Here is a 25,592-nt window from a genome sequence, read left to right as displayed (position 1 = left end):
CATTAACAGACCTCCGTTCTTTTTGGTTGTAGTCGTTGAAACTCTTCTAGTCTAGAAATTTGCCCGATTATGCTTGGAATTACACATCGAGATTCTCGTTGGAAGGCCTTACAGCCCCATGCAGGAATAAATCAACGATGTCAACAGCCATATCACGGGAGCTGGCATAACCGCTTCGGGTGTCTTCACGATTGCCCAGCATCAGCATGGCCGAGAAAGCCTGTGCCATTAGCAAGGCGTTGCCTTCCCGAAGTTCGCCGGATTGCATGGCTTGATGAATCTGTTCGGCAAGGACTTCATGAATCCGCTGTTCCGCCTCACGGATAGCGGCCATTTGCTCCTTAGACAAGAAAGGCTCCGCTTCCCGCATCATGGTCTCCATTTCGGCATGAGGCTTGGCAATCTTCGCTTCGGCTACCCGGATCAATCCAGCCTCTAGGGTATCGGCTTCCTGCAAAAAGCGATGTGTAGAAGCATAAGCTTTATCTAGAATCGTGGTTACCGCTATTTTAAACAGCTCGGGTTTACTTGTGAAATGATAATAGATGGAAGCCTTGGTCACTTGGCAAGCCTTCGCGATCTGCTGCAACGATACGGACTCGTAGCCATTCTCCATGAACAATTTGGAGGCGGTCCAGAGGATCGTTTCCTGGATGGGAATCTGATCGGCAGCTGCTTTGGGACGTCCGGGATTTCGGGGGTTACGTATTTTTGTCATGATGACCTCCTGTGTATAGTGTAAGACATGAGGGGCGCATTTTCAAAATAAATATTGAAAATTAACCGACCGGTATATATAATTAATTTGCAATGTTGCATCGAAAGGTTTACGAAGGAAGAACCATGATGAAGTACAAAGACTACGTAGGAATGGAGAGGATCTGCATATGCACGGATCAGGACCGAATTACGGAAAATGGGTAGCGGGAAAGCGAAGCAAATGGGTCACGCTCTGTGTATGGATACTCATCGCGCTGGCGTTGAATTTGCTATGGCCGGCTGTTGGAGATAAAGAGGATAACAATGCAGCCAATCTGAAGGAGGATGTTCCGTCCGTCGTAGCGGAAGCGATGGCCGACAAGGAATTTCCGAGCAACGGCGGCGTGCCGGCTCTCGTCGTATGGCATAAAGAAAGCGGATTAAACGAAGAGGATCTGACCAAGCTGCAGGAATTGACGGCAAGCCTTGAGTCCGATCCGCTCCCGTATCAGACGTTCGTCGTTCCTTTCCATCAGCTGCCTCCGCAAGCCTTAAGCGCCCAGTTATCAGAGGATCGGAGCACGCTGGTGATGCCTGTATTTTTTGAAGAAGATCAGGAGACGGACCAGCTTAAGGAAGGAACGGCCGAGCTGGAGAAGCGGTCGGAACAATTGCTGGGCAGCAATCCGTTTCAGGCTGCCGTTCAGAGCGGAGACGGAATCAGCGCTCGCGTAACGGGACCGGTGGGAATATCTATTGATGCAACCGGATTGTTTGAGGATGCCGACGTATCGCTCATGATTGCAACCGTGCTTCTTGTTCTGATATTGCTGCTGTTGATTTACCGTTCACCGATTCTGGCCCTGATTCCTTTGGTTGCGGTCGGCTTTGCGTATATGGTAACAAGCCCGATTCTCGGGTTCATGGCGGATCAAGGCTGGATCACGGTGGATTCCCAGTCCATCGCCATTATGACCGTGCTGCTCTTTGGAGCCGGAACGGATTATTGCTTGTTCCTGATCTCGAGATTCCGCCAGCTGTTATGGCACGAGCCCGATAAACGCAAGGCCTTGTTTCAGGCGATTACCAGCTCATCAGGCGCTATTGCGATGAGCGGCTTCACGGTTGTATTGTCTCTGTTCGCGCTGCTGCTGGCTCAGTACGGGGCATATCAACGTTTTGCCGTGCCTTTCAGTTTGTCGATTCTCATCATGTTTATAGCCAGTCTGACATTGGTGCCCGCATTGTTGGCTATTTTCGGCAGAGGTTCGTTCTATCCTTTCATTCCGAGAACCCCGGAGATGCAAGCGGAACGCGCACGGAAAAAAGGAAAGCCGGTTCCTGCCCCTCACAAGGAGAAGGAGAGCCGGATCGGCCGCTTGGTGACAACGAAGCCTTGGACCGTCGTTTTGGCAGCATTGGTATTACTGGGTGGACTCGCAACGTTCTCGTCCCAAATCAAGTTCACTTACGATCTCTTATCCTCTTTCCCTGAGGATGTACCTTCGCGTGAAGGATTCGCCGTCATCGGCGAGCAGTTCTCGGAAGGAGAGCTTGCGCCGGTTCGCGTGATGGTGGACAGCGGGGGGCAAGCTTTGGACCTCGAGGAGCGGCTGAAAGCGCTGGATTTCGTGGATCGCGTATCCGAGCCGCAGAATGGGGCCGAGAATAACGATATCATCGGTTATGAAATCGAGCTGTCCATGAATCCTTACTCCATGGAAGCAATGCAGCACATTCCGGATCTTCGGGAGATCGCGGAGGCTTCACTGGAGAAGGCAGGTGTCGGCAATCCGGCCGAAGCCGTGTGGATCTCCGGTCAAACGGCTACCCAGTACGACACCGAGATCGCTGGCGAGCATGATGCCAAATTGATCATCCCCGTCGTTATCGGTTTGATTACGCTGCTCTTATTGGTATATTTGAGATCCGTTGTAGCTACCGTTTATCTGATTGCAACCGTCATTTTGTCTTACTTCTCGGCCCTCGGGCTTGGCTGGATCATCATTCATTACGGCCTGGGCGCGGAAGCCATCCAGGGAGCGATTCCGTTGTATTCGTTCGTGTTCCTGGTTGCGTTAGGCGAGGACTACAACATCTTCATGATCTCGAGCATATGGCAAAAGCGGAAGCAAATGCCGCTGAAGCAAGCGATCAAAGAAGGCGTTGGAGAGACCAGCTCGGTGATCACCTCGGCCGGCTTGATCCTGGCAGGAACCTTTGCCGTACTGGCCACGCTTCCGATTCAAGTGCTGGTACAGTTTGGGATCATCACGGCCATCGGGGTTATGCTGGATACGTTCATCGTGAGACCTTTCCTGGTACCCGCAATCACGACGCTGTTGGGCAAGTGGGCGTTCTGGCCGGGCAAAGCCCATATGGCGGCTGAGGAAAGCCAGCTTTGAACGTTGAGAACAAAGCATAAACAATAAGAAGTAAGCAGGCAGCTTGTGACACCCGCCTCATCTTTAAGTTATTTATAAGATGAGGCGGGTGTTGCATTTTGACCAGTGCGGATGGCGTCTGGTAAGATAAGGTAGGAAACGCGGATAAAACTCAGAGGGATGTGCCCCATGACAACGATACAACAAGCCATTGAACTTCGCGCCGAAGGCAAACCGGAGGAAGCGAAAAAAATTCTCCTTGAGCTGCTGCCCCAATCCCCGGATGATCCGGATATCCATTATCAGCTGGCCTGGGTGCATGATATGATGGGCCTTGAGAGCGAAGCGGTTCCTTATTACGAGAAGGCGATCTCTTTAGGGCTGAAGGATCCAGAACGGTGCGGCGCCTTGCTTGGACTTGGAAGCACATACCGCACATTGGGGATGTACGGCAAATCCAAGGAGACATTCGAGCAGGGACTGCGGGATTACCCCGGGGCGCGGGAGTTCAGGGTGTTCTACGCGATGACCTTGTACAATTTGCGACAGTATGACAAGGCGATGGAACTGCTGCTTAGAGAATTAAGCGAAACCAGTAATGACGAGGGGACCAGGAGCTATCAGAGAGCCATTGCTTTTTATTCTGATAAACTTGATCAGGTTTGGAAATAAACGTTATCGGCATCACTTTATTATTCTTGTTAGGCGAACGATTCGTTCGAGTCTATGAAAAAACAATGTTATGCATCCAGCCCAAAGACGGACTATCATGAAATTGATCCTATCGTCACTTGCTTAACTGAATTTTAGATTGCTTTCATCTCTCACTAAGGTTCGGACCTTATACTAAGTATGTCACTACAAGTGATGGAAGGAGCAACGACGATGAACAAGAAAAACAAAATGAGTATGTGGTCGATCGGATTGGGAAGTGCTTTTTTGATGATGATGTTAGCCAACCATGATAACGTTCATGATGGTCAAGCCCGAACCGGTATCGCTTCGAATGGAGTCAGATCCAACGTAGCCATTCAATCTGTCGACAAGAACGCAGCCGTTACAACCATGCCTGAGAAGCAGGAAATAACCCCTGAAATGATCAATCAATTCTTGAAAATAGTTGCAGAGACATAAGAAATCTTGATTCCTATACGTAACCTGTTAGAAGACCAGCTCCCATGCCGAGGGGCTGGTCTTCTTGGCGTGATCCAGAAGCTAGGGCTCAGGTTTTACTTGGTGCTGGTGCGTCCCATAACGATTCCTAGTGATTTATTTGAAAAACGGGAACCCACGTTCTTGTCATATCTTACCATGGAGCTTATTATTATCAATAGGGTTAACCGAAGCGGAGGGATTATAAACGAAATGCAAAGCGATCACACGTTAAACAGCAAGCGAAGGACCACGGGGATTGGGATGTATCGGGAGATGCTCGTCAGGTACGTATTCCCCCATAAGAAGCTTCTGGCAGCCCTGACGGTGCTGCTGTTATTTTCCATTGGGCTCCAATTGATCAATCCGCAGATCATCCGGTATTTCATCGATACGGCTCAAGGAGAGGGAAGCCTGACCTCCCTTTATTATGCGGCAGGATTTTTTATTCTCTTTTCATTGCTTCAACAAGGCGTTTCCATAGCGGCGGCTTATTATAGCGAGAACCTGGGCTGGACGACCACCAACAAGCTTCGTGCCGAGTTGGCGGAGCACTGCCTGTCGCTGGATATGAGCTTCCACAAAACCCAAACCTCCGGATCTCTAATTGAACGGGTGGATGGCGATGTGAATGCGCTCGCCAATTTCTTCTCCAGTTTCATTATCCATCTGTTCGGCAATCTGATCCTCATGATCGGGATCCTGGCTTTGCTGTATCGGGAGAACTTCTGGATCGGCCTTGTCATGACGGTGTTTGTGGTCGGCAGCATTTACGTCATTCAACATATCCGGCGATTTGCGATACCGGTCTGGAAGCGGTGGCGCGAGCTGAACGCGGATTTCTACGGATTCATCGGCGAGCACCTTGAAGGAACCGAAGATACGCGTGCCAACGGGGCGGCCGGATATGTCATGAATCGATTTTATGAGATGGCCAGGCGGATGCTGCCGGTTCGCGTTCGTGCGTTCATCGGATTTTTCTTGATGTGGAGCACCACGATATTGGTGTTTGCGCTTGGCAATGCAGCGGCTTTTATCGTGTGCGCCATACTGTGGAAAAACGGACAGGGCGGCTTGACGATCGGCTCCATCTATCTCGTGTTTTATTATACGGAGCTGCTGGCCAAGCCTATTGAAAAGATTCGTACCCAATTGGAGGATTTGCAAAAAGCGGATGCCAGCTTGATGCGGGTCCGCGACCTGCTTGCAACCGAGCCCCGGATCAAAGACGGCCCTGGCGCGCCGCTTCCGTCAGGCCCATTGTCGGTGGAATTCCGGAACCTTAACTTCGCTTACGAAGAGGGCGGGCAGGCTACGCTTGAAAATCTGCAGCTGCGCCTTGAGCCGGGCCAGACTCTTGGGCTGCTCGGCCGTACAGGCAGCGGCAAAACGACGATCGCACGCCTGCTGCTACGCTTCTATGATCCACAGGAGGGAAGCATCGAGCTGGCGGGAACCGATATTCGAGGCTGCAAGCTCCATGAACTAAGGCGGAAGGTCGCCATGGTCACGCAGAATATTGAGATTCTTGAGGGAACCGTCCGGGATAATCTGACCTTGTTTGATGAAGGCATAGCCGATACCCGCATTATATCCGTGTTAGAAGAGCTTGGACTAGGGGATTGGTACGGCTCGCTTCCCGAAGGGCTGGATACCAATCTGGCTTCTGGAGGCGGAAGCCTGTCTGCGGGCGAGGCCCAGCTGCTGGCGTTTGCACGCGTATTTTTGACGGATCCGGGTCTTGTCATTCTTGATGAGGCTTCCTCCCGGCTTGATCCGTTAACGGAATACCGGATCGAAGCAGCCATTTCGCGTCTGCTGCAGGAGAAGACCTGCATTATAATTGCCCATCGTCTGGCTACGGTTCAGCGCGCCGACCGGATTCTCATACTGGAGAACGGAAGAATGCTCGAAAGCGGCCGCAGGGAAGAGCTGGCCTCAGATCCGCAATCGCGGTTCAGCCGCATGCTTGCCGTTGGAATGGAGGAGGTGCTGGCATGAAAACTAGGCATTTTTTCTGGCGGTTGATTATGTACCGCCCGGGGTTGTACCTCATCAACCTGTTTGCGTGGTCCCTTATCCATATGGCCCCGCTTGTGCCCGGACTGTTAACCAAGGCCTTCTTCGACCATTTGGAAGGCACTTATTCTTTTCCTTACGGCGTTTGGGCGATTGCGGTGCTGCTTATCGGCGCTGCCTTGGCACGGATTGCGCTGATCTTCGGCGGCTTTATGACAGACGTGCATTTCCGCTTCCGCATCAGCACCTTGCTCCGCCGCAATATGCTGTCGCATGTCATGAAGGAGCCCGGCGCGCGAGCGATCCCTTGCTCGCCCGGAGAAGCCATCAGCAATTTCCGGGATGACGTGGATCAGGCCGAAGAAGCGACGAGCTGGTCAGTAGATACATTAGGGCTTGTCGGTTTCGTCATTGTCGCCAGCTGGATTCTCATATCCATCGATCTGCAGCTAACGATTCTCGTGTTCGTTCCTTTGATTCTGGTGGTGACCGCAGCCCAGATCGCAACCGCGCGCATCCAGAAATACAGGGCGGCAAGCCGGGAATCGACCGCCAAGGTAACCGGGGCGATCAGCGAAATGTTTGCCAACGTGCAGGCGATCCAGGTCGCAGGAGCGGAGAAACGCGTGGTGGAGCGTTTCGTAAGTCTGAGCGAGAAACGGCGCCAATCCATGGTGAAGGATAAACTTCTGACGGAAACCTTGTCCTCCGTATTCACGAACTCCGTTAACCTCGGTACCGGCCTGATCCTCGTGCTCGCAAGCCTTAAGATGCGAAACGGCGATTTTACCGTCGGGGATTTGTCCCTCTTTGTATATTATTTAACATTTGTTACCCAGCTCATATCGAACGTCGGCAATTTCATGACGTATTACAAGCAGATGGGCGTCAGCTTTCAGCGCATCAAATCCATGCTGCAAGGAGCACCGGCTTCTCTGCTTACCGCAGCCCATTACATTGGTATCGGCAAGGTTAAGAGCAAGCGAACCCATGAAGAGAATTCCGGTCATCATGCCGCAGGATATGGGCAACCGCATGGGGCATCCAATCACGCTGCCGGCGCTCCGATCGAAGACGGGATGGAAACGGCATATATCGAGGCACCTCCGCTCTCGCTGCTGGAAGCGCAAGGGCTGTCGTACCAGTATCCCGAAACCGGACGGGGCATTTCGAATATCAATCTGAGACTCGCGCGCGGTACCTTTACGGTCGTAACCGGGATGATAGGCAGCGGAAAAACGACGCTGGTTCGCACATTGCTGGGCTTGCTGCCAGCCGAAAAGGGCGAAATCCGATGGAACGGCGAAAGGGTAACGGATCCGGCTGATTTCTTCATACCGCCACAAAGTGCTTATACTGCGCAGATCCCAAGGCTGTACAGCGACAAACTGCGCAACAACATTCTGTTGGGTATATCCGAGCAGCCGGGCAGTCTGGAACGCGCGCTTCATGCGGCCGTAATGGAAGAAGATATCAAACATCTGCAAAATGGGTTGGAGACGATGGTGGGTCCGCGCGGAGTCAAGCTGTCCGGCGGTCAAGCGCAGCGGACAGCCGCGGCAAGAATGTTGGTACGGGATGCGGAACTCTACGTATTCGACGATTTATCCAGTGCATTGGATGTTGAGACGGAGCGCAAGTTATGGGAGAGGCTGTTCAGCGAGCGCGGAGGTGCGACTTGTCTTGTGGTATCGCATCGGAAGGCTGCGCTTAACCATGCTGACCATATCATCGTGTTGAACGGCGGTGAGATTGAGGCCGAGGGCACGGCGGAGCAGCTGCTGGCTTCCAGCGAAAGCTTCCGACAGCTATGGTACGGCGAAGAAACAGGATAATTAGGCGGGAACAAATGTTCAACGCGAAGAAGACTTGATTAAATCAACGTCACCTTGACAGAGGAGTGAGGGCCCATGCCAATCGCAGAACAAATCCAGCTTGTTGTCCGCACGGCAGAACATCTGCCCGTCTTGAAAGAATTCGAGCTACCGGAGGACCAAGTCCAATTCACCTCTCATCCGAAAGAAGTTTTAAACCTAGGGGAAGGTCAGTTTCCCATCGTCATTTTAGCTGATGGTCATCCTGTCGGTTTCTTTATCCTGCATGCTACGGAGCGCGTCAAGGAATATACAAGTCATTCTCATGCGATGCTGTTGACTGCTTTATCCATTGATCATCGACAGCAGCGTAAAGGTTACGCCAAACGAGGGATGCTTGCGCTGCCAGCGTTCATTAGGAGAGAATTTCCTTCCTGCAATGAGGTGGTGCTGGTCGTGAATCATAAGAATGTACCGGCTCAGCAGCTGTATGCAAGTGTTGGTTTCAAAGATACAGGCAGAAGAAGAATGGGGCCGATCGGAGAGCAATGGGTGATGAATCTAACCATCTGATATAACAGCAGCTTTCTAAAGTGAAAAACATGCTGCCATCTTCGATCAACGTTGGAATTGGTGCTTAAGTTCATTCTATGATCGGATCATCATATAAGAGCAATGCCGCAAAGATCCTATGTCTTTGCGGCATTGCTTATTTAACCTGATTTATGCTTCGCCAGGTCGCTTCCAATTGCGAAGCGATATATTCGAGAATCGGTTTACTGTAGAAATATCCGCTGTGCGACAACGGATTCCAGCTTGTCAGCCAGTTGCCCACGTTAACGGATATGTCTTGGCGTACCGTGCGGTCATACTCTTCGTTAATGCTTTTGAGGGGGTAAGCAAGGATATCGTCCTTATCATAGAAATTGACCCATTCACCCAGCAGATGTTCATAATAGAGCTTCAGCTGAGCTGAAGGAACCACGATCGGCTTGTCAAAGTCACGATAACGCATGCTCCACAGCGGCAAAGTGGTTCCGAGCGAATAGAACAAGGTCAGAAGTTCTCCTCGCTCCAGCGGTGCTTCGGGATTAACGACCAGACGATGCCCGCGGGAGGAAAATTGCAGATCGTAGAAAAAATTGCTGGCGATCACGGACCCCAAGCTATGGGAGATTACGCATAACGGAGCACGGGGGCCGGCTGACAGGGCAAGGCGGTGCAGCGCCTCGCTGATCGTCCGATGAATGGCCTCGTAGTTCTGATCTTCGGATTCCACGGGCTGATAAGCCACGGCATCCGCCAGATTATGGATTACGTACTGCCGGAGGTGCTGATAACGTAAACGGTAAGGTTTAATGCTGCTGCCGATTAATTCATCCTCGCGTGCCGCAAAAACATCGGCCCAATGCACGGCCTCCATGGCCAACTGCTCATGCGGGATGCCGGAGGTCCGGGAGAAGGTGTCCCTCAAGTTTTTCATGAATTTATCCGCATAACTTTTCTTTTGTGTTCCCAATCCGTGTACAATGATCACTGCAATTTTTTGCGTCATCCAACTGCAGCCCCCTTCATCGGAAATGGAATGAATGGATATCTTTTACTCTTTATAAGCGATTAGCACTTGAATTGTAAATAGGTTATTACAGCACGAGAGAATCCGGTGATTATTCGTAGCTCTATTGAGTCATTCCGCTCATGAACGATTTTGGTTACAATGAAGGAATAACCAATGGTAACATAGTAGGAAGAAAGGCGGGGTCATTACATTACTTTTATATTGAAATAGGAGGCAGGGTATGTCTTATAAACAAATGAAATGGTTGATACTCATCATTCCAACCTTGACGATTGGCATATGGGAATATGTTCGCCATGAGTTCCTGCTGCCTTATATATCGATGGATCTTGGCAATCTGCTGGCACCTGTCATCGTTTTTTTGGTTTCCATACTGTTCCTTACCCAGTTATTTTCGTTGATTGAACGGAATCAAGAGGAGTTGAACCGATCGAGGGCATTGCAAGCAGCCATGCATGAACGGGAGAAGATCGGCCGGGAGCTCCATGACGGAATCGCCCAATCCTTGTTCCTGCTGAACGCCCAGATCGACCGAATCGAGAAGTCAGGCCGTACGGGGGACATTCCGTATCAGGAAATCAAGGAAAGCGTTCATCGTACCAACACCTACGTAAGAGAGGCTATTGCGAATCTCCGCTACCCGGCAGATCCGCAAGCCATTCCGTGGATGCACAGCATGAGCAGCCTGATCGAGGAAATCAAGCAGGAGACGGACCTGCATTTCGACATCAAGTGGGGAATTCCGGACGCCATGCTGTCAGCCAAAGAAAAGGTGGAGCTGCTGGCTTCGATCAGGGAATCCTTATTGAATATCCATAAGCACGCCGAGGCAAAACACGTCAAGATTACCGCGAATACAACGGATTCGGGCTGGCATTGCACTGTCACCGACGATGGAAAAGGCTTTGATCTGGACAAGCCGCTCGGCAGCAACCGGTATGGTATCAAAATCATGAAGGATCGGGCCGAGGCCATGGGCTGGAAGTTCCAGATGGAAAGGCGGCACGACCAGACGATTATCAACATCAGGAAGGAGAGCACAGCATGAACAGTCAACCTTTTCGCGTGTTAATCATCGATGACAGCGATCTGGCAAGAGAAGGAATTCGCACCATTTTGAGCAGCGATCCGACCTTTGAGGTCGTGGCGGAAGGGCAAAGCGGTGAGGATGCCCTGGATCTGACCGAAATATGGATGCCCGATATCATCTTGATGGATATTCAGATGCCCGGCATGGGCGGTTTGGAAGCGACCAAGCGGGTGAAGGACAAGTTCCCTTACGTTAAGATCGTTATGGTCACGGTATCCGACGACATCGCCCATTTGTTTGATGCCCTGAAGCGTGGAGCCCAGGGGTATTTGTTAAAAAACTTGAATCCCGAATCATGGCACGAGTACCTGAAAGCCATTGCGGTGGACGAAGCACCGGTGAGCAGGGAACTCGCGTTCCGCATCCTGAAGGAATTTTCGCAATACGACAAGCCGGACCCGAGCAAAAGTCCCTTAACGGCGCGGGAAAAGGAAATTCTGGGACTCGTCGCCGAGGGATTGTCCAACCGCGATATTTCGAGCGACCTCTGCATTTCCGAAAATACGGTCAAGAACCATTTGAAGAACATTTTGCAAAAGCTGCATTTGGAAAATCGGGTACAGCTGACCCGCTATGCCTTCGAACAAGGCTGGATGGGGAAGAGACAGCGATAACCATGGTACCGATGTCCGAAGGATGTTGGCGAAGAATGAATTTAGGCAAAACAGGCATCCGTGCGCAGGGGCGCTCATTTCTGCTTCACCAGAAAGATCCCGAGCGCAATAATGCCGATCCCCGCCCAGTTTTTCCAGGTGGGAACCTCCTTCAGGAACAAGTAAGCCACGCCCAACGATATCAGGATCTCCAGACATTTGGAGAAGATCAACGTGTACCCCAGCTGATCGGTGGCTTTGTAACCAAAGCGGATCCCGTACCCGATGCACATATTGGCAATGACAAAGAGCGGAAGCATCCACAACTGAAACTGCAGGGTAGGCCAGAACAGATGCTGGATATGCTTGGTTTGGTACGAGAAGACCAGATTGATGATCGACAGTCCGCCGAAGAGCAAACCGACACTGTAGATATAAAACATATAGCCCTCCTGTAACGATGGTCTTTGTAGTACGCCATTAATGTTTCCCTGCGACAACTTTCTTATCCATGGACAATTTGCAAGGATCCTCTCAACAATATTCTGATTGCTCAAAATCAGCAGGATGCTTCTTATAGGTGCGCGGCAAAAAAAGGATGACTCCCTTTCGCTGGGAGCCATCCTTTTCAGTATTAATGCGGGATGTTCATTTCTTGAAGGCGAATCTTCATCCACAACCAAACCATTCATCGGCTTCATTAATGAACTTGGTGAAGCCTGCTGTACGCACCGCCGGAGTGAATCAATTCCTGATGCGTGCCTTGCTCGGCAATGCCTTCCGAATTGACGACGATAATTCGGTCCGCGCTCTGAATGGTGGTCAGTCGGTGAGCGATCACTAGCGTTGTTCTGCCGACGGACAGCTCAGCCAGGGACTTTTGGATTTGCGCTTCCGTCTCCGTGTCCAGTGCCGAGGTAGCTTCATCCAGAATCAAGATCGGCGGATTCTTCAGGAACATTCTCGCAATGGACAGACGCTGCTTCTGGCCGCCGGACAGCTTAACCCCGCGTTCCCCGATGACCGTCTCCATGCCGTCCGGCAGGCTTCGGATCAGTTCATCCAACGAAGCGCGCCGTGCGGCTTCCCAGATTTGATGGTCGGTTGCATTCAAGTCGCCGTAGGCGATATTGTCACGGATCGTGCCGGAGAACAGGAACACGTCCTGCTGCACGATACCGATATGCTTGCGCAGGTTTTGCAATTTGATATTCCGGATGTCGATCCCGTCCACCGTGATCGAGCCCTGATCCACGTCATAGAAACGGGGGAGTAGGCTGCAGATCGTGGTCTTTCCGGCACCGGACGGCCCAACGAATGCAACCGTTTCTCCGGCACGGATCGTCAGGTGAATGTTATTCAGTATCGTTCGGGAAGGCTCGTACCCGAAGGTGACGCCTTCGAAGCGGATATCTCCCCGTACCGATGAAAGGGATACGGCATCAGGCACATCGGCGATTTCCGGCTCGGTATCCATGATTTCCAGGTAGCGTTTAAAGCCGGCAATGCCTTTCGGATAACTCTCAATAACCGCGTTGATCTTCTCGATCGGACGGAAGAAGATGTTGGAGAGCAGCAGGAATGCCATGAATTCGCCCATCTCGATTTTGCCTTGAATGAAGAACCATGCGCCGCAGATCATCACGAATACCGTGATCAAACGCATCAGCATATAGCTGACGGACGTGCTTTTTGCCATCGTTTTATAAGCCAGCAGCTTGGTGGCGCGGAACTGCTTGTTCTCTTCCTGAAACAGCTTATTCTCATGCTCTTCGTTCGCAAACGATTGTACCACGCGGATGCCGCCGACATTGTCTTCGATGCGGGCATTGAAATTGCCCACGTTTCGGAACAATTGACGATAAGTCGTGGTCATTCTGCCGCCGAACTTAATGATCAGCCATGCCATCAGCGGCACGATAATAAAGGTCAGCAGCGCAAGCTCCAGGTTGATGTAGGCCATCAAGGAGAAGGAACCGAGCAGCGTCATGACGGCGATGAACACGTCTTCCGGGCCATGGTGGGCCACTTCGCCGACGTCGTTAAGATCGTTCGTGATACGGCCCATCAGGTGGCCAGTTTTGTTGTTATCAAAGAAGCGGAAGGACAACTTCTGAATGTGGGAGAACATTTTCTCCCGCATGTCCGTCTCGATGTTGATGCCGAGCATATGTCCCCAGTACGTCACGATATACTGCAGCGCGGTATTCAGCGCATAGATGGACAGAAGGACGATACAGGCAATCAGGATAAGCGGCCAATCCTGGCTGGGCAGCAGCTCGTCGATGAATTTGCTGACGGCAAGCGGGAAAGCAAGCTCCAGCAGTCCCGCAATGACGGCGCACGTAAAATCCAGTACAAACAGTCCCTTATAGGGCCGATAGTATGAAAAAAACTTTCTAATCAAAAATCATCACGCTCCAAGTCCTACCTCTGTCATGGTTATTGGTTTATCAATGGCCTGGGCCATTATTGCTGGCCGTCCTGAGACTGCCTCGTATCATACAATTCAAAAGCCTGAATGTACTCCTGAATGATCTGGTCCACCGCTTTCAGCTCTCCGCTGACCACGTCCCGAATAGCTTGCAGGTCCGGATCATTGACCTGTTTCTTCAGGGTCTCCCGTTTCACAACCAGGTTGTCCAGAAAAGAGAGCGCACGTCCCCGGCGGAACGTTTGCGCCATCTTCCCGCCTTCCCTGCCGCCATGCCCTTCCTCGCGCCGTCTTCCGTGGCGTCCGCCTTGCCGGTGGCTGTCCCGGTCGCGATGCTCCGACCGGCTCTGGCCCGGCATAGGTGGTTCCTCTTGCCGCATGTAACCAACCTCCTTCAACGTCAAATGTATACGTTTGTATACCAATACTCGTGATTGTATACGTTTGTATACGGTTCGTCAATCCATTTTAGCGAAAAGGTTGGAAAATGAAGGAGATCGAAAGAAGATATGCTATGATGAGAGTTAGCCGCCCGGTCGATCAGGATGTTTGATTACGCACACCGGGAACGGGATGAACATGGGAAGGGAGCTGTACATAATGAATGATCATAATCATGAGTACTGGATGCATCAGGCGATTGCAGAAGCCCATCGTAACGTTCAACATGTGGAAGGAGGTCCGTTTGGGGCGATTGTGGTTAAGGATGGCCAAGTGATCGGCAGGGGCCGTAATTTGGTTACTGCGTTGAACGACCCTACCGCTCATGCCGAGGTGCAAGCCATACGGGAAGCCTGCCTGCATTTAGAGGATTTTCAATTGAAAGGTTGCACGATCTATACCAGCTGCGAACCCTGTCCGATGTGCCTGGGGGCTATCTACTGGTCAAGGCCCGATGCCGTTTATTATGCAAGCACGAAGCAGGATGCGGCCGAGATCGGGTTTGATGATCATTTCATATACGATGAAATCGCCATGCCGATGGATCAGCGTTCCATCCCCATGAAGCAGGTTCGGACAGCGGATTATTTGCTGCCATTCCAAGCGTGGAGCTCTGCGGAGCGAAAAATTGAATATTAATCGTAAAAACCGGGCTCCCTGCTAGGGGGAAGCCCGGTTTATTGTTATTTATCGATAGGGATACCGAAATAAGTATGAAGCGCTTCGGCATATTCCTGTGGATTTCCCGGTTTAAAGGTGTGGACGCCGCCGGACTTGTAGATTCTGAACTCGTCGTCATCCACGGTGTTTCTGCCTTCAGCGGTACGTATGGATACCCGGGCCGTTTTATTAAACGGCGAATCGGGGGCATGCTCGCACCAGAAGGAGGTGGTGATGAAATCTTTCGGTAGATTAGGTTCTTCCGTAAAAGAGAAGACCGGATCCCAGGCATCTTTTTTCCACTCCTCGAGCATCCAGCCATAAGCCTCGGTCTGAACCAGCCGGTAGGTTTCGTTCCCCTGGGTTTGTTCCAGGCCATCTACCAACTCCAAAGGGTGGCGAGGTCCGGCGCCTCCCACTCCGACGTCGGCAATATATCGCTGGTCTTCGATATCCACCTGCAGGATATGGTGCCGCCGCTTAGCAGGCGTATCGGTCTCATCCCGCCAGAAGCGACCGAAGTAATGAGTGACCTTAAAGCCCAGTTCCTGCAGCAGCCAGCCAAACAACGCATTGAGCTCGAAGCAGTAGCCGCCGCGATGGCGGGTGACGATTTTATCGTAGAGATGGGGAACATCCAGGGACAGCGGAATTCGGTCAAGGATATCGAGATTTTCATAGGGGACGGTATGCACATGCTGCTCCTGCAGCCTGGCGAGCATATAAGCGCTGTTCACAATCGGGCCCGTATATCCAATACGGTCAAGATACTGGTTAACGTCCAGGCCATATGTCGGGTTACTCATTCGATCACCGCATCTTTCGTAAATTGTCAGCTTGGTAGAAGTAAGCCGTATATAATTATATACTTTATATCATAAAATAGAGCTTTCTAATAGAGAAGGAGAAGGAGGCAAAGCGGGATATGACCATGGATATCCAGGCGCTCCGGGCAGCTGCAGGAACGATCACCTTCATACCTGAGCATTATGAACTTGTCATGGAGGATAACACCCCTAAGGGGTTCGATGAAAAAGAGAGAACGTTTATTTGGGAGGACCCTCATTCCGAGAACAGCCGAATTGAGGTTTCATTAAGCCTGGAGACCGGTCAGCTGATGAGGCTTCAAATCGATCAAGAGCGTGATGACACGATACGGGGAAGCGCGATAGAGGCAGGAAGCACGACGGAGCAGGCAGCGGACATAGCTAAAGCGTTCATGATCCGGCATCATCCGAATTATGCAGCGCTTACCTGGATTCGATCAGAGATCAAACGAAACTATGTTGAGATTGAGTTTAGGGCAGAGGTCGGCGGATTGCCGCTGCCGCGCTCCGGTTGTAAGATCCGGCTTGACGCCGATTTCAATATCGTGCTTTACAAGGCGGAAGAATTCCCGGGAATGGAGCTGCCGGTTTGGCCGGACAGGCTGCTCGTTAGTGCGGAGGCTGCGAAGCAAAGGATCCTTCAGGATATGGAGATGCAGCCCATCATAACCACACTGTATCCCTCTATATATGACATGGAGGGGGAGGAGGATCAACATCGGCTGGTGTATGAACCGATTCAGGGGCGTCGTAAGATCGATGCCGTTACGGGCGAGCCCTTACATAACCTGCAGCATGATTTGCTGCCGCCGACTGTTTCAATCACGCCTGCGGATCCCGGTAATTTAGATAACGCCTATACTGTTAAGCCTGTTCTCCCATCAAGGACCGGAACCGAACATTCACGCCCAGATGAAGATTCAGATTTAATTCCATTCTGGGAGGCCCAGCTGGGCATTGATACGGAGCGGTATGTTCTGGATAAGCCCAGGGGAGACGATCAAAACCTGATTTTATTGTACTTTGATAAAAGCGATATGAACGAGGATGAAGCGGATCAATCGGCAACCGATCCGTTATCGGTGGATCGATATTTTGAACGGCGGTGGGGAAATACGCTTCGCAATCTTCAGGCAGCTCACATGATACATATCGATAAGGCCACAGGCAGCTTAGAGGCGTACCAATATAAACCGGAAAGCTCCGACGGAGAGGCGGTGCTCACTCGCGAGCAATGCTGGGAACGAGCAGAGCTGTTCTTGCAGAGATTTTTTCCGTCATACGCCAAGTATTTGCGGTTGGAAGTGAAATGGGATTGGGAAGCCGGGATAACGGACAGTGAGCAAGTGGGAGATGAGGGCGAAGCTGAGCCGCGGGATCGGGAATTCTTCCACTTGCCGCTATATATCGATCAATACCGGGTACGTCTGGAGCGTGTAAATATTTGCGTAAGTACGATTACAGGAGAAGTGCTTCAGTACCGCAGCGTGTCACATGAGAAAATCCGTGAGCTGGAGGCTTGCGGGTTTAAGGCTGCGGTTTCTGCGGCATCGGCACTCGCACGATATGCGGAACGGCTGGAGATGTCGCTCAGGTGGTATATGGATGGTGATGACGACACGGCCCGCTACCGGTTAATCTATGATCCCGTGTACAAAAGACGAGCAAAAACAGGAGTAACCGTTTCAGAGTATTTTTTGGAATTTATTGATGCCGTTAGCGGAGAATTGATATGGTCCCAATTCTGAGCCGCTGAGCGATGCTGAATCGTTGGCATGGGTAGTACCAGGAATGGCAGCAGGTTTATTGAGATAGATGGAAAGGGCCAGCCATTGTCCCTAGGGTGTCAGAGCATCATGTGAGGGCAAGTGGGCTGCTGTGTGTCTGAGATCCCACAGATGCATTAAGCCTTATATTATGCAACATAAAAAGGGTGTCCCAACAGCCGCTTGTGCGGTGAGGGACACCCTTTCTTATGAGATTAGAGAGCATGAAATTCAGAGACGTTCCACATCTAATCTTTAGCTTGCAAGAAAACAGCCGCTGTATGCGGTCTGGCTTCTCAGAAGGCATGTCGATAGCTGTTAAGCTATTATAACGGATCAACTCCTGCGCTATCCGCAGGTGCAGTTTAATACCGGTTTGCGCGCGGCCGTCGTTTCGTCGAGTCGCTTCACAACCGTGGTGTAAGGGGCGTTAATGACAACGTCCGGCGTAGACTCGGCTTCTTTTGCGATCTGGATCATCGTGTCGATGAAACCGTCCAGCGTTTCTTTGCTCTCCGTTTCGGTCGGCTCGATCATGATGCATTCCTCCACGTTGAGCGGGAAATAGATGGTTGGCGGATGATAGCCGAAATCGAGCAACCGCTTGGCAACGTCCAGGGTTCGCACGCCGTACTCCTTCAGCTTTCTGCCGGACAGCACGAATTCGTGCTTGCATAGGCCCGGGTAGGCTACTTCGTAATAAGGAGCCAGACGATGCATCATGTAGTTCGCATTCAGCACGGCGAGCTCGGAGACGCGGCGAAGTCCTTCCGGTCCATAGGTGCGAATATACGCATAGGCACGAACCAGAATGCCGAAGTTGCCATAGAACGCCTTCACGCGGCCGATCGACTGGGGACGGTCGTAATCCCAGTAGAAGGTGCCGTCTTGGCGCTTGGACACGATCGGTTTCGGCAGGAACGGGATCAGCAGGCTTTTCACGCCGACAGGGCCTGCGCCGGGGCCGCCTCCGCCATGGGGTGTGCTCATCGTTTTGTGCAGGTTGAGATGGACCACGTCAAAGCCCATGTCGCCTGGCCGGGTAATTCCCATGATGGCGTTGGAATTGGCTCCGTCATAGTACAGCAGACCGCCAGCGTCGTGCACGATTTCCGCAATTTCCACGATCTGCTCCTCGAACAGGCCAAGCGTACTCGGGTTCGTCAGCATAAGGGCCGCCGTATCCTCACCAACGACGGCGCGGAGGGCATCCAGATCCACCATGCCCCGTTCATTGGATTTAATCGTGATCGTGTCGTAACCGGCTACCGTTGCGCTGGCCGGGTTCGTGCCGTGAGAGGAGTCGGGTACGATGACCTTGGTGCGTTTCTCGCCGCGGCTCTCATGGTAGGCGCGAATCAGCATCAGCCCCGTCCATTCGCCATGGGCACCCGCAGCAGGCTGCAGCGTTACTTGATCCATGCCGGTCAATGCGGCTAGGTCGTTCTGCAGGGTATACAGCAGCTCTAGTGCGCCTTGAATGCTTTCCTCAGGCTGGTACGGATGAATCTTGGCAAAACCGGCAAAACGGGCAACATCCTCGTTGATCTTCGGGTTGTATTTCATCGTGCATGAGCCGAGCGGATAGAAACCGTTATCGATGCCGAAATTCCGTCGCGACAGCTCGGTATAATGACGGATGACATCCACTTCGTATACCTCCGGCAGTTCGGCCGGTTTGCTGCGCAGCAGGCTCTCCGGTATGAATGAAGCGGCGTCGGTTTCCGGTACGTCGCATTCGGGCAGGGAATAGGCGACGCGGCCGGGCTTGCTGAGTTCAAATATCAAGGCTTTTTCCGGTTTCATACAATCGCCTCCAATTCACCAATAAACTGGTCGATTTCGTCCTTCGTCCGCCGTTCGGTCACGGCGATCAGCATGCATCCATGAAGCTCAGGGTACGAAGAGCCAAGATCGTAACCGCCGATATAACCGGCCTCCAGCAGCTTCGAGTTGACCTCCTTCACGTTCGTTCCCTCAGGCAGCTTCACTACGAATTCATTGAAGAACGGAGAGCTGAATGGGAGGGATAGGGAACCCTTGGCGACAAGGTCGGCAGCGTAATGGGATTTGCGCACATTCAGAAGCGCTGCCTCCTGCATGCCGGCTTTACCCAGCGTAGACATATAAACGGAGGCACACAGCGCGAGCAGCGCTTGGTTCGAGCAGATGTTCGACGTTGCTTTTTCCCTGCGAATATGTTGTTCCCGTGCCTGCAGTGTCAGCACAAAGCCGCGCTTTCCGTCCTTATCGACGGTTTGGCCCACGATCCGGCCGGGAATGCGGCGCATCAGCGGTTCGGATACCGCAAAGAATCCGCAGGTCGGCCCGCCGAGAGAGGCAGGAATGCCAAGCGGCTGGGCATCGCCGACAACGATGTCGGCCCCAAGCACGCCAGGGGATTCGAGCAGTCCGAGCGACAGCGGGTTTACGCTCAGCACGAGCAATGCATTTTGATCATGAACCAAGGGTTCGATCGATCTCACGTCCTCAATGCAGCCGAAGAAGTTCGGCGATTGCAGAAGCACGGCTGCCGTGTCATCCGTAACGGCAGCGGCGAGCGCATCCGGGTCGGTAACGCCGTTAACGATGCCGACTTCAACGACTTCCAGATCGAGACCGTGAGCCGAAGTCAGAACGATCTCCCGGGCTTCCGGGTGAACGGCTCGGGAAATAACGATTTTCTTTCGTTTGGTCGCCCCGCTGGCAAGCGCCGCTGCCTCAGCCAGTGCCGTTGAACCGTCATACATGCTGGCATTGGCTACTTTCATGCCGGTCAATTCACAGATATAAGATTGAAATTCAAAGATCGCTTGCAGCTCGCCTTGGCTGATCTCCGGTTGGTAGGGCGTGTACGCCGTGTAAAATTCGGAGCGGGAAATCACATGGTTGAGGACGACGGGAATGTGGTGGTCATACAATCCGGCTCCGAGAAAGCTGGTATACCGGTCGAAATCGGCATTGCGATCCGCCAAGCGGCGCATATGCTTCAGCAGCTCTGGCTCGCCCAGCCGTTTCGACATCGGGAGGACGCCGTTGTATCGGACGGATTTAGGGATATCGGCAAACAGGTCTTCGATGGTCTCCGCTCCGACGGCGGCAAGCATGTCGGCCTGATCTTGATCTGTCATAGGCAAGTAACGATGCTTCATGATAAGGCAGCTCCTCTTTTATAGAATGGTGTCTTAACCACTTTGGCTTTTAATTTCTTACCGCGAATCTCGACCCATACCTCGGAATCCAAGCTTGCATAAGGGGTTTCGATCAAGGCCAATCCGAGATTTCGCTTAAGCGAGGGAGATTGAGTACCGCTGGTCACTTCACCGATCGGTTCACCATTACCGTTGAATACAGGGTAATGGGACCGCGGGATACCGCGATCAATAAGCTCAATGCCAACCAGCTTACGCGGCACACCGTCTTGTTTCTGCTGTTGAAGCGCTTCCCGTCCGATGAAATCGCCGCTGTCCAGCTTCACGAAATAACCGAGGCTGGCTTCAAGGGGTGAGATCGTGCTCGAAAGCTCCTGTCCGTACAATGGCAGTTTCGCCTCGAAGCGGAGCGTATCGCGCGCACCAAGTCCGGCCGGAATGAGTCCATGGTCTTCCCCCGCGGTTAACAGGCCTCTCCAGATATCCGGCGCATCCCCGGCGGAGCAATAAATTTCAAAGCCGTCTTCACCGGTATAACCGGTCCGTGAGAGCAAGGCGGCATGGCCGCATACTTGCGCGTTCTGAATAAAATGGAAGGAGGGGAGATCGCCGAGCGTCTCCGAGGTTGCCTTCGACAAGATGTTCTCGGCGGCAGGTCCTTGGAGTGCAATCAGTGCCGTCTCCGCGGATACGTTCCGGATGGCGACATCACCTGTGACGTGTTCATGAAGCCACTGAAGATCCTTATCGATGTTGGATGCGTTCACAACCAGCATGAATCGATCCGACGACAGTTTATAAACTAGCAGGTCATCGACCGTACCGCCGTTGTCATTACACATTAGCGTATATTGGGCCTGACCGACCGTAATTCGGGTGACGTCATTCGTGGTCATGTTCTGGATGAAAGCTTCGGCGTCTTGTCCGCTGATCATAAATTCGCCCATGTGGGAGACGTCGAACAGGCCGGCGTGCTTGCGTACGGCTTCATGTTCTTGCACGATGCCGGAAAATTGCACGGGCAATTCCCAGCCGCCGAAATCGATGCAGCGAGTAGAAGGAAAATCGGAATAAAGCGGGTAAAGCGGTGTACGTTGTAATGAACTCATCTCTTCACCTCTTTAATTGGCATGGTCTATCGGGGAAACACCAAAAAAGGACAGACAGAAGGATAACAAGCCGTGCTCAAAAAGCCCGCTCGTTGCGTAATCCTTCTGCTCTGTCCTTTGTACCTGAGAGTTACCCCACATGTCATGTTAGTGTTGTGTCAAGCGTGTGTGAGTTTCCCCGTGGGTGATTCCTTATTCAGAATTCTCTCCAGAGGTGCGTCCGGTAAAGGTCCTTTTGCCTGAGAGATTCACCGTGTGATCCGGCTTACTCCTTCGGCGCTACCTGTCAGTCTGTCGGTAATCTCTCCCAATACCATCATCCGCGTGAAACATATTGAGTTGTCATCTTCCTACGTTCTTGTGATTATTATAAACGTGCCTCTCCATAAAGTGTCAACCTTTATTTCATCAAAAATTTGTTCATGTTTAAAATTTTTGTTAGAAATCTTGACATCGACTCGTCCCTGTTTTATTCTGTGGGAGAATAAGCCAACCGAATATGCGAATGACGATGGATGGGAGAGACCGCTAACGAGTTGGGGATAACCCGAGCGGCACCGAAGGAGCAAACCGTTATGCCTGCCGGGCTGACGAGTAATCTCTCAGGTAAACGAACCGCCATCCGACGCAGCTCTGGAGAGTGCGCAAGCCACCCAAGGGGAAAGATCGAACCGTTAAGAGGCGGCCGATCACAAACTCTCAGGTACCGAGGACAGAGAGAAGGCGAAAGCCTTTTTTCGCGTCCTTTTTTTCATTCACCTTAATTTCATTTTTTAAGAAAAGAGGAGTATTCGAAAATGAGCGAAATCAGAGAGAATTTGGTGTACAGCGACGATCATGAATGGGCATTGAGGGTTGATGGGAATGTGGTGCGCGTCGGTATTTCCGATCATGCGCAGTGCCAGCTGGGCGATATCGTATTCGTAGAGCTTCCCGAGACGGGCGCTGCGGTTTCCGCAGGCGATAGCATCGGCACCATTGAGTCGGTCAAAACCGTTTCGGAGCTGTATTCCCCTGTTTCCGGAACCATTACGAAAGTGAATACCTCCTTGGAAGACCAGCCTGAGCTTGTGAACGGAGAGCCGTATGAAGGCGGATGGATTATGGAGGTAGAGGTGGAAGGCGATCTGGACGAAGCGCTAGGCAAACTGCTGACCGCGGATGCTTATCGTGCCAAAGTGGATTAGGAATCGTAACATAACAATAGGAACGAACGCATAGCATAACGGCTGCGACACGTAATGAGAATTACGGGTCGCAGCCGTTTCCGTTTGTCCATTCATTCGGGGAACCATGCTACGCTTTATCCTGAGCTTGATGCCATGCGGCGCGACATGAAACGTGTCCGGAGCTCAGGCAGATTCACGATCAGAATCCCGCCGATAATGAACAAACTGCCTAGGACCGAATAAAGTGAAATCGTTTCGCCGTACAGAAATGCACCGAGTCCCAGCGCGATGATCGGCGACACGAAGAGCCAGGTGGACGGGAAAAAGGCATTCGTCGCTTTTAGCAGCCAGGCATACAGGCTATGGCCCAGCATCGAGCCGACGATTGTCAAATATAAGACGGATCCTATGGCCGGCATCGTTGTCAGCCCAGTCCATTGCCCGCGTTCACTGAACAAGGATAGAAGCAATAAAGCCAAGCCCCCATGCATCATCTGCACCGCATTGATCGTAATCGGCGAGATATCCGGCATGTCAAAGGACAGTTTGCGGGTAGCAAGCGAGCCCACGCTGTAACCGATTTCGCCTATAAGGATGACCATGCAGCTCAGAATCCAGATGAGGTCGCTCCCGATCGCCAGCTTGGGCATGATGAGCACGCACACGCCCGCAAATCCGACCGCGCAGCCCCAGTAATCGCTGCGCCGGGCTTTCTTCCGCATGACAACGGATTGAATCATCAGGATCATCATGGGGCCCGTAGCCGACAGAATGGCGGCAATGCCAGAAGCTACATGCTGCTCGGCCCAATACAGCGTCGCAAACGTCAGAAACGTGCTGGTCATCCCGATCAGAAGGAATTCCTTGCGCAAGAGCAGGCTCGGTTTTGCCTTGCGCTGCAATATCATCCACAGGAAGATGAAGGCGCCCGCCAGAAGAAATCGAAGCCCCGCCGAGAGAAATGGCGGCAGCCCAGCCTCCACGCCGATTTTGATCGCGAGAAACGTGGTGCTGAAAATGGCGCACATTAATAAGTAGTTAAAAATAATCATGCTGCATCCTCCTTTTTCTATACTATAATAGGTAGTTAATAGAACAGATTTGGGTCTGATAGAACAGATACGCCTGCAAATAGGTCAGGGGGAAAGAACAGATGAAGCTTTCGATGATGGATGAAAAGGCAGGAAAAGGGTCATTGCAGCAGCTGGTTTACGACACCATTGCAAAAGGCATTGCAACAGGGGAGTGGAAGGAGTCTGACAAGCTGCCGTCGGTTAGGGTCATGGCGGAGCGTTTGAAGGTTCATCGATTAACGGTGTTGAAGGCTTATCAGCAGCTGTTAGAGGATGGCATCGTGGAAGTGAAATATAAATCAGGGTATTTTGTGGCGAGTAAGGCAGAAGACGTTTCGGCGGAACCCCTTGCATTCAGCCCGCCTTGGGAATATCAGGCCAGATCGCTGTACGTCAATCGCAGCCGCTTGTCCGACATTCACAGGCATCAGGTCGATTACCAGATGTCGGAAGCGCTCATCGATCCTGCGCTGCTGCCGAATGCATTCTTGTCCAACCACGTCAAACAAGTGTTTGACATGTATCCGAAGGTATTAAGCACTTATTCTTCGGTGTCCGGAGATTTGGAGCTGCGCGAGGAAATGGCCCGGTATTTCATGGAGAAGCAGGGCATAGCGGTTCATCCGGAAGAACTGCTGATTACGACGGGATCCCAGCAAGCGATTGATCTGATTTCGCGTTCGCTCGTCAAAAGCGGAGATGCTGTATTGATCGAACGGCCGACATATAGCCCGGCGATTGATGTTTTTGTTCAGCAAAATGTCAATCTGCTCCCCATCGAGATTACGCCGCAAGGATACGACCTGGAACATATCGAATATATGATGCGGACGGAGAAGCCGAAGCTGTTCTACATGAACCCGACGTTTCAAAACCCGACAGGATATACGGTACCGGTAACGCAGCGCAAGGCGCTGGTTGAACTAGCCGAACGATATGAATGCATTCTGGTGGAGGATGAGGTTTATCACGACATTTATTTTGGAGATCCGCCGCCGCTGCCCTTTTTTTATTACGATACCGAGGGTTACGTCATTCATATTCGAAGCTTCAGCAAATACGTTGCCCCTGGCCTGCGGATATCGGTCCTGGCCGCTCGTCCGGAGCTGATGAAGGTAATCGTACCGGTCAAGGCGCTTTCGGACAACGGTACGCCCTTGTTGACGCAAAAGATTTTTCAGCATTATTTCTTCTCCAGCAGGCTGCAGGAGCATGTGGCCAAGCTTCGGATTGCACTGGAGCTTCGAAAAGCGAGGATGGAGAACCTGCTGGCGGCTACGGATTGGAGCTGGAGCAGCCCGGGAGGCGGCTTGAATCTATGGGTACGGCTGCCGGAAACGATCAACGTGGATGCGTTATTGCAGCAATGCCTGGCGGAATCGGTAGCGTTTGTTCCCGGACGGATATGCGATCCGCTGGATCGGATGGAATCGTGGATCAGGCTTAGTTACTCTTATATCAGCGAGGTTCAGCTGGATGAGGGAATACGTCGCCTCGTCGAGATATCGGGCCGTATGAAGCTGAATTAGCGGACATATTGGCATGATTTTAAGGATGAATCGGACAGCAAAGAGAGTATTTATGGGGCTTGCTGATGAAGAGCAGCCGGTTTCCTTAAAAAAGGTTGGCGG

General features: G+C 51.9%; 22 protein-coding genes and 3 riboswitches. Of the genes, 12 read left to right on the top strand and 10 right to left on the bottom strand.

Annotated elements, in window-relative coordinates; all coding sequences use genetic code 11:
- Positions 1-79 precede the first annotated feature (79 nt).
- Entirely contained in the window at positions 80-718 is a 639-nt protein-coding gene (locus RB297_RS06875) for a TetR/AcrR family transcriptional regulator (protein WP_192571537.1), read from the bottom strand.
- Positions 719-887: 169 nt separating this feature from the next.
- Between RB297_RS06875 and RB297_RS06870 the strand changes: the two genes are divergently transcribed.
- From RB297_RS06870 to RB297_RS06845, 6 genes are all read left to right on the top strand, one after another.
- Positions 888-3,104 (top strand): MMPL family transporter, encoded by a 2,217-nt coding sequence (locus RB297_RS06870; protein ID WP_375120116.1) that lies wholly within the window; start codon positions 888-890, stop codon positions 3,102-3,104.
- 168 nt (positions 3,105-3,272) lie between these two features.
- The gene (locus RB297_RS06865; RefSeq protein ID WP_096774167.1) at positions 3,273-3,755 is read left to right on the top strand and encodes a tetratricopeptide repeat protein; all 483 of its coding nucleotides are present in this window, start codon (positions 3,273-3,275) and stop codon (positions 3,753-3,755) included.
- Positions 3,756-3,968: 213 nt separating this feature from the next.
- Complete coding sequence (locus tag RB297_RS06860) at positions 3,969-4,217, top strand: hypothetical protein (protein ID WP_036660860.1); 249 nt, start codon at positions 3,969-3,971, stop codon at positions 4,215-4,217.
- 231 nt (positions 4,218-4,448) lie between these two features.
- A complete protein-coding gene (locus tag RB297_RS06855; RefSeq protein WP_375120115.1) occupies positions 4,449-6,236 on the top strand; it encodes an ABC transporter ATP-binding protein in 1,788 nt (595 codons plus the stop codon).
- Positions 6,233-8,089 (top strand): ABC transporter ATP-binding protein, encoded by a 1,857-nt coding sequence (locus tag RB297_RS06850; protein WP_375120114.1) that lies wholly within the window; start codon positions 6,233-6,235, stop codon positions 8,087-8,089. Before RB297_RS06855 ends, RB297_RS06850 begins: the two co-directional genes overlap by 4 nt.
- 75 nt (positions 8,090-8,164) lie before the next feature.
- Positions 8,165-8,641 (top strand): GNAT family N-acetyltransferase, encoded by a 477-nt coding sequence (locus RB297_RS06845; RefSeq protein WP_213578968.1) that lies wholly within the window; start codon positions 8,165-8,167, stop codon positions 8,639-8,641.
- Positions 8,642-8,777: 136 nt separating this feature from the next.
- On the opposite strand, the gene RB297_RS06840 is transcribed toward RB297_RS06845, so the two are convergent.
- On the bottom strand, positions 8,778-9,623 hold the full coding sequence (locus tag RB297_RS06840) for a chemotaxis protein (protein WP_375120113.1): 846 nt from the start codon (positions 9,621-9,623) through the stop codon (positions 8,778-8,780).
- Positions 9,624-9,867: 244 nt separating this feature from the next.
- Between RB297_RS06840 and RB297_RS06835 the strand changes: the two genes are divergently transcribed.
- A complete protein-coding gene (locus tag RB297_RS06835; protein WP_036660854.1) occupies positions 9,868-10,695 on the top strand; it encodes a sensor histidine kinase in 828 nt (275 codons plus the stop codon).
- Positions 10,692-11,351, top strand: a complete 660-nt coding sequence (locus RB297_RS06830; protein ID WP_375120112.1) for a response regulator — start codon at positions 10,692-10,694, stop codon at positions 11,349-11,351. The genes RB297_RS06835 and RB297_RS06830 overlap by 4 nt, the downstream gene beginning before the upstream one ends.
- A gap of 74 nt (positions 11,352-11,425) precedes the next feature.
- Here RB297_RS06830 and RB297_RS06825 read toward each other — a convergent pair whose 3' ends face one another.
- The 3 genes from RB297_RS06825 to RB297_RS06815 all read right to left on the bottom strand — a co-directional run bounded on the left by RB297_RS06825 (position 11,426) and on the right by RB297_RS06815 (position 14,144).
- Positions 11,426-11,773, bottom strand: coding sequence for a hypothetical protein (locus tag RB297_RS06825; RefSeq protein ID WP_015735863.1), 348 nt, complete (start codon positions 11,771-11,773; stop codon positions 11,426-11,428).
- 257 nt (positions 11,774-12,030) lie between these two features.
- Positions 12,031-13,737: an ABC transporter ATP-binding protein gene (locus RB297_RS06820; protein ID WP_015735862.1), complete on the bottom strand. Its 1,707-nt coding sequence runs from the start codon at positions 13,735-13,737 to the stop codon at positions 12,031-12,033.
- 62 nt (positions 13,738-13,799) lie between these two features.
- The gene (locus RB297_RS06815; RefSeq protein ID WP_096774160.1) at positions 13,800-14,144 is read right to left on the bottom strand and encodes a hypothetical protein; all 345 of its coding nucleotides are present in this window, start codon (positions 14,142-14,144) and stop codon (positions 13,800-13,802) included.
- Positions 14,145-14,364: 220 nt separating this feature from the next.
- Between RB297_RS06815 and RB297_RS06810 the strand changes: the two genes are divergently transcribed.
- On the top strand, positions 14,365-14,844 hold the full coding sequence (locus tag RB297_RS06810; protein WP_096774159.1) for a nucleoside deaminase: 480 nt from the start codon (positions 14,365-14,367) through the stop codon (positions 14,842-14,844).
- A gap of 44 nt (positions 14,845-14,888) precedes the next feature.
- Here RB297_RS06810 and RB297_RS06805 read toward each other — a convergent pair whose 3' ends face one another.
- Entirely contained in the window at positions 14,889-15,671 is a 783-nt protein-coding gene (locus RB297_RS06805) for an arylamine N-acetyltransferase family protein (RefSeq protein ID WP_192571543.1), read from the bottom strand.
- 119 nt (positions 15,672-15,790) lie between these two features.
- Here RB297_RS06805 and RB297_RS06800 point away from each other — a divergent pair, with 119 nt between their 5' ends.
- The gene (locus RB297_RS06800; protein WP_375120111.1) at positions 15,791-17,440 is read left to right on the top strand and encodes a DUF4901 domain-containing protein; all 1,650 of its coding nucleotides are present in this window, start codon (positions 15,791-15,793) and stop codon (positions 17,438-17,440) included.
- Between the two features lie 366 nt (positions 17,441-17,806).
- Here RB297_RS06800 and gcvPB read toward each other — a convergent pair whose 3' ends face one another.
- Genes gcvPB through gcvT form a run of 3 tightly spaced genes read right to left on the bottom strand, consistent with a single transcriptional unit; the run spans position 17,807 to position 21,719 of the window.
- Positions 17,807-19,264, bottom strand: coding sequence for an aminomethyl-transferring glycine dehydrogenase subunit GcvPB (gcvPB, locus tag RB297_RS06795; protein WP_277746165.1), 1,458 nt, complete (start codon positions 19,262-19,264; stop codon positions 17,807-17,809).
- Positions 19,261-20,610 carry an aminomethyl-transferring glycine dehydrogenase subunit GcvPA gene (gene gcvPA, locus RB297_RS06790; protein WP_375120110.1) on the bottom strand — a complete coding sequence of 450 codons (1,350 nt, stop codon included), beginning with the start codon at positions 20,608-20,610 and terminating at the stop codon, positions 19,261-19,263. The genes gcvPB and gcvPA overlap by 4 nt, the downstream gene beginning before the upstream one ends.
- Positions 20,607-21,719, bottom strand: a complete 1,113-nt coding sequence (gcvT, locus tag RB297_RS06785; protein WP_096774154.1) for a glycine cleavage system aminomethyltransferase GcvT — start codon at positions 21,717-21,719, stop codon at positions 20,607-20,609. Before gcvT ends, gcvPA begins: the two co-directional genes overlap by 4 nt.
- A 108-nt stretch (positions 21,720-21,827) precedes the next feature.
- Positions 21,828-21,933, bottom strand: a riboswitch (glycine riboswitch).
- A 3-nt stretch (positions 21,934-21,936) separates the two neighbouring features.
- Positions 21,937-22,039: riboswitch (glycine riboswitch) on the bottom strand.
- A gap of 185 nt (positions 22,040-22,224) precedes the next feature.
- Positions 22,225-22,347: riboswitch (glycine riboswitch) on the top strand.
- 169 nt (positions 22,348-22,516) lie between these two features.
- Here gcvT and gcvH point away from each other — a divergent pair.
- On the top strand, positions 22,517-22,906 hold the full coding sequence (gcvH, locus tag RB297_RS06780; protein WP_036660848.1) for a glycine cleavage system protein GcvH: 390 nt from the start codon (positions 22,517-22,519) through the stop codon (positions 22,904-22,906).
- A gap of 116 nt (positions 22,907-23,022) precedes the next feature.
- Here the strand turns inward: gcvH and RB297_RS06775 are convergent, their stop codons facing one another.
- Positions 23,023-23,940, bottom strand: coding sequence for a DMT family transporter (locus RB297_RS06775; RefSeq protein WP_096774153.1), 918 nt, complete (start codon positions 23,938-23,940; stop codon positions 23,023-23,025).
- A 101-nt stretch (positions 23,941-24,041) separates the two neighbouring features.
- On the opposite strand from RB297_RS06775, the gene RB297_RS06770 reads away from it, so the two are divergent.
- Entirely contained in the window at positions 24,042-25,490 is a 1,449-nt protein-coding gene (locus RB297_RS06770) for an aminotransferase-like domain-containing protein (protein WP_192571549.1), read from the top strand.
- The last annotated feature ends 102 nt before the right edge of the window (positions 25,491-25,592 follow it).

Source organism: Paenibacillus sp. CR_12 (assembly GCF_041953985.1).
Lineage (GTDB): Bacteria > Bacillota > Bacilli > Paenibacillales > Paenibacillaceae > Paenibacillus_AQ > Paenibacillus_AQ lautus_A.
Note: the sequence above shows the minus strand (reverse complement) of the source record. Positions and strands in the feature narration are given on the sequence as shown.

Coding starts and splice junctions, on each gene's coding strand:
- RB297_RS06775 (WP_096774153.1), bottom strand. CDS start 23,940: ATGATTATTTTTAACTACTTATTAATGTGCGCCATTTTCAGCACCACG.
- gcvH (WP_036660848.1), top strand. CDS start 22,517: ATGAGCGAAATCAGAGAGAATTTGGTGTACAGCGACGATCATGAATGG.
- RB297_RS06825 (WP_015735863.1), bottom strand. CDS start 11,773: ATGTTTTATATCTACAGTGTCGGTTTGCTCTTCGGCGGACTGTCGATC.
- RB297_RS06800 (WP_375120111.1), top strand. CDS start 15,791: ATGACCATGGATATCCAGGCGCTCCGGGCAGCTGCAGGAACGATCACC.
- RB297_RS06860 (WP_036660860.1), top strand. CDS start 3,969: ATGAACAAGAAAAACAAAATGAGTATGTGGTCGATCGGATTGGGAAGT.
- RB297_RS06830 (WP_375120112.1), top strand. CDS start 10,692: ATGAACAGTCAACCTTTTCGCGTGTTAATCATCGATGACAGCGATCTG.
- gcvT (WP_096774154.1), bottom strand. CDS start 21,719: ATGAGTTCATTACAACGTACACCGCTTTACCCGCTTTATTCCGATTTT.
- RB297_RS06855 (WP_375120115.1), top strand. CDS start 4,449: ATGCAAAGCGATCACACGTTAAACAGCAAGCGAAGGACCACGGGGATT.
- RB297_RS06805 (WP_192571543.1), bottom strand. CDS start 15,671: ATGAGTAACCCGACATATGGCCTGGACGTTAACCAGTATCTTGACCGT.
- RB297_RS06845 (WP_213578968.1), top strand. CDS start 8,165: ATGCCAATCGCAGAACAAATCCAGCTTGTTGTCCGCACGGCAGAACAT.
- RB297_RS06815 (WP_096774160.1), bottom strand. CDS start 14,144: ATGCGGCAAGAGGAACCACCTATGCCGGGCCAGAGCCGGTCGGAGCAT.
- RB297_RS06770 (WP_192571549.1), top strand. CDS start 24,042: ATGAAGCTTTCGATGATGGATGAAAAGGCAGGAAAAGGGTCATTGCAG.
- gcvPA (WP_375120110.1), bottom strand. CDS start 20,610: ATGAAGCATCGTTACTTGCCTATGACAGATCAAGATCAGGCCGACATG.
- gcvPB (WP_277746165.1), bottom strand. CDS start 19,264: ATGAAACCGGAAAAAGCCTTGATATTTGAACTCAGCAAGCCCGGCCGC.
- RB297_RS06835 (WP_036660854.1), top strand. CDS start 9,868: ATGTCTTATAAACAAATGAAATGGTTGATACTCATCATTCCAACCTTG.
- RB297_RS06865 (WP_096774167.1), top strand. CDS start 3,273: ATGACAACGATACAACAAGCCATTGAACTTCGCGCCGAAGGCAAACCG.
- RB297_RS06850 (WP_375120114.1), top strand. CDS start 6,233: ATGAAAACTAGGCATTTTTTCTGGCGGTTGATTATGTACCGCCCGGGG.
- RB297_RS06810 (WP_096774159.1), top strand. CDS start 14,365: ATGAATGATCATAATCATGAGTACTGGATGCATCAGGCGATTGCAGAA.
- RB297_RS06875 (WP_192571537.1), bottom strand. CDS start 718: ATGACAAAAATACGTAACCCCCGAAATCCCGGACGTCCCAAAGCAGCT.
- RB297_RS06840 (WP_375120113.1), bottom strand. CDS start 9,623: ATGACGCAAAAAATTGCAGTGATCATTGTACACGGATTGGGAACACAA.
- RB297_RS06870 (WP_375120116.1), top strand. CDS start 888: ATGCACGGATCAGGACCGAATTACGGAAAATGGGTAGCGGGAAAGCGA.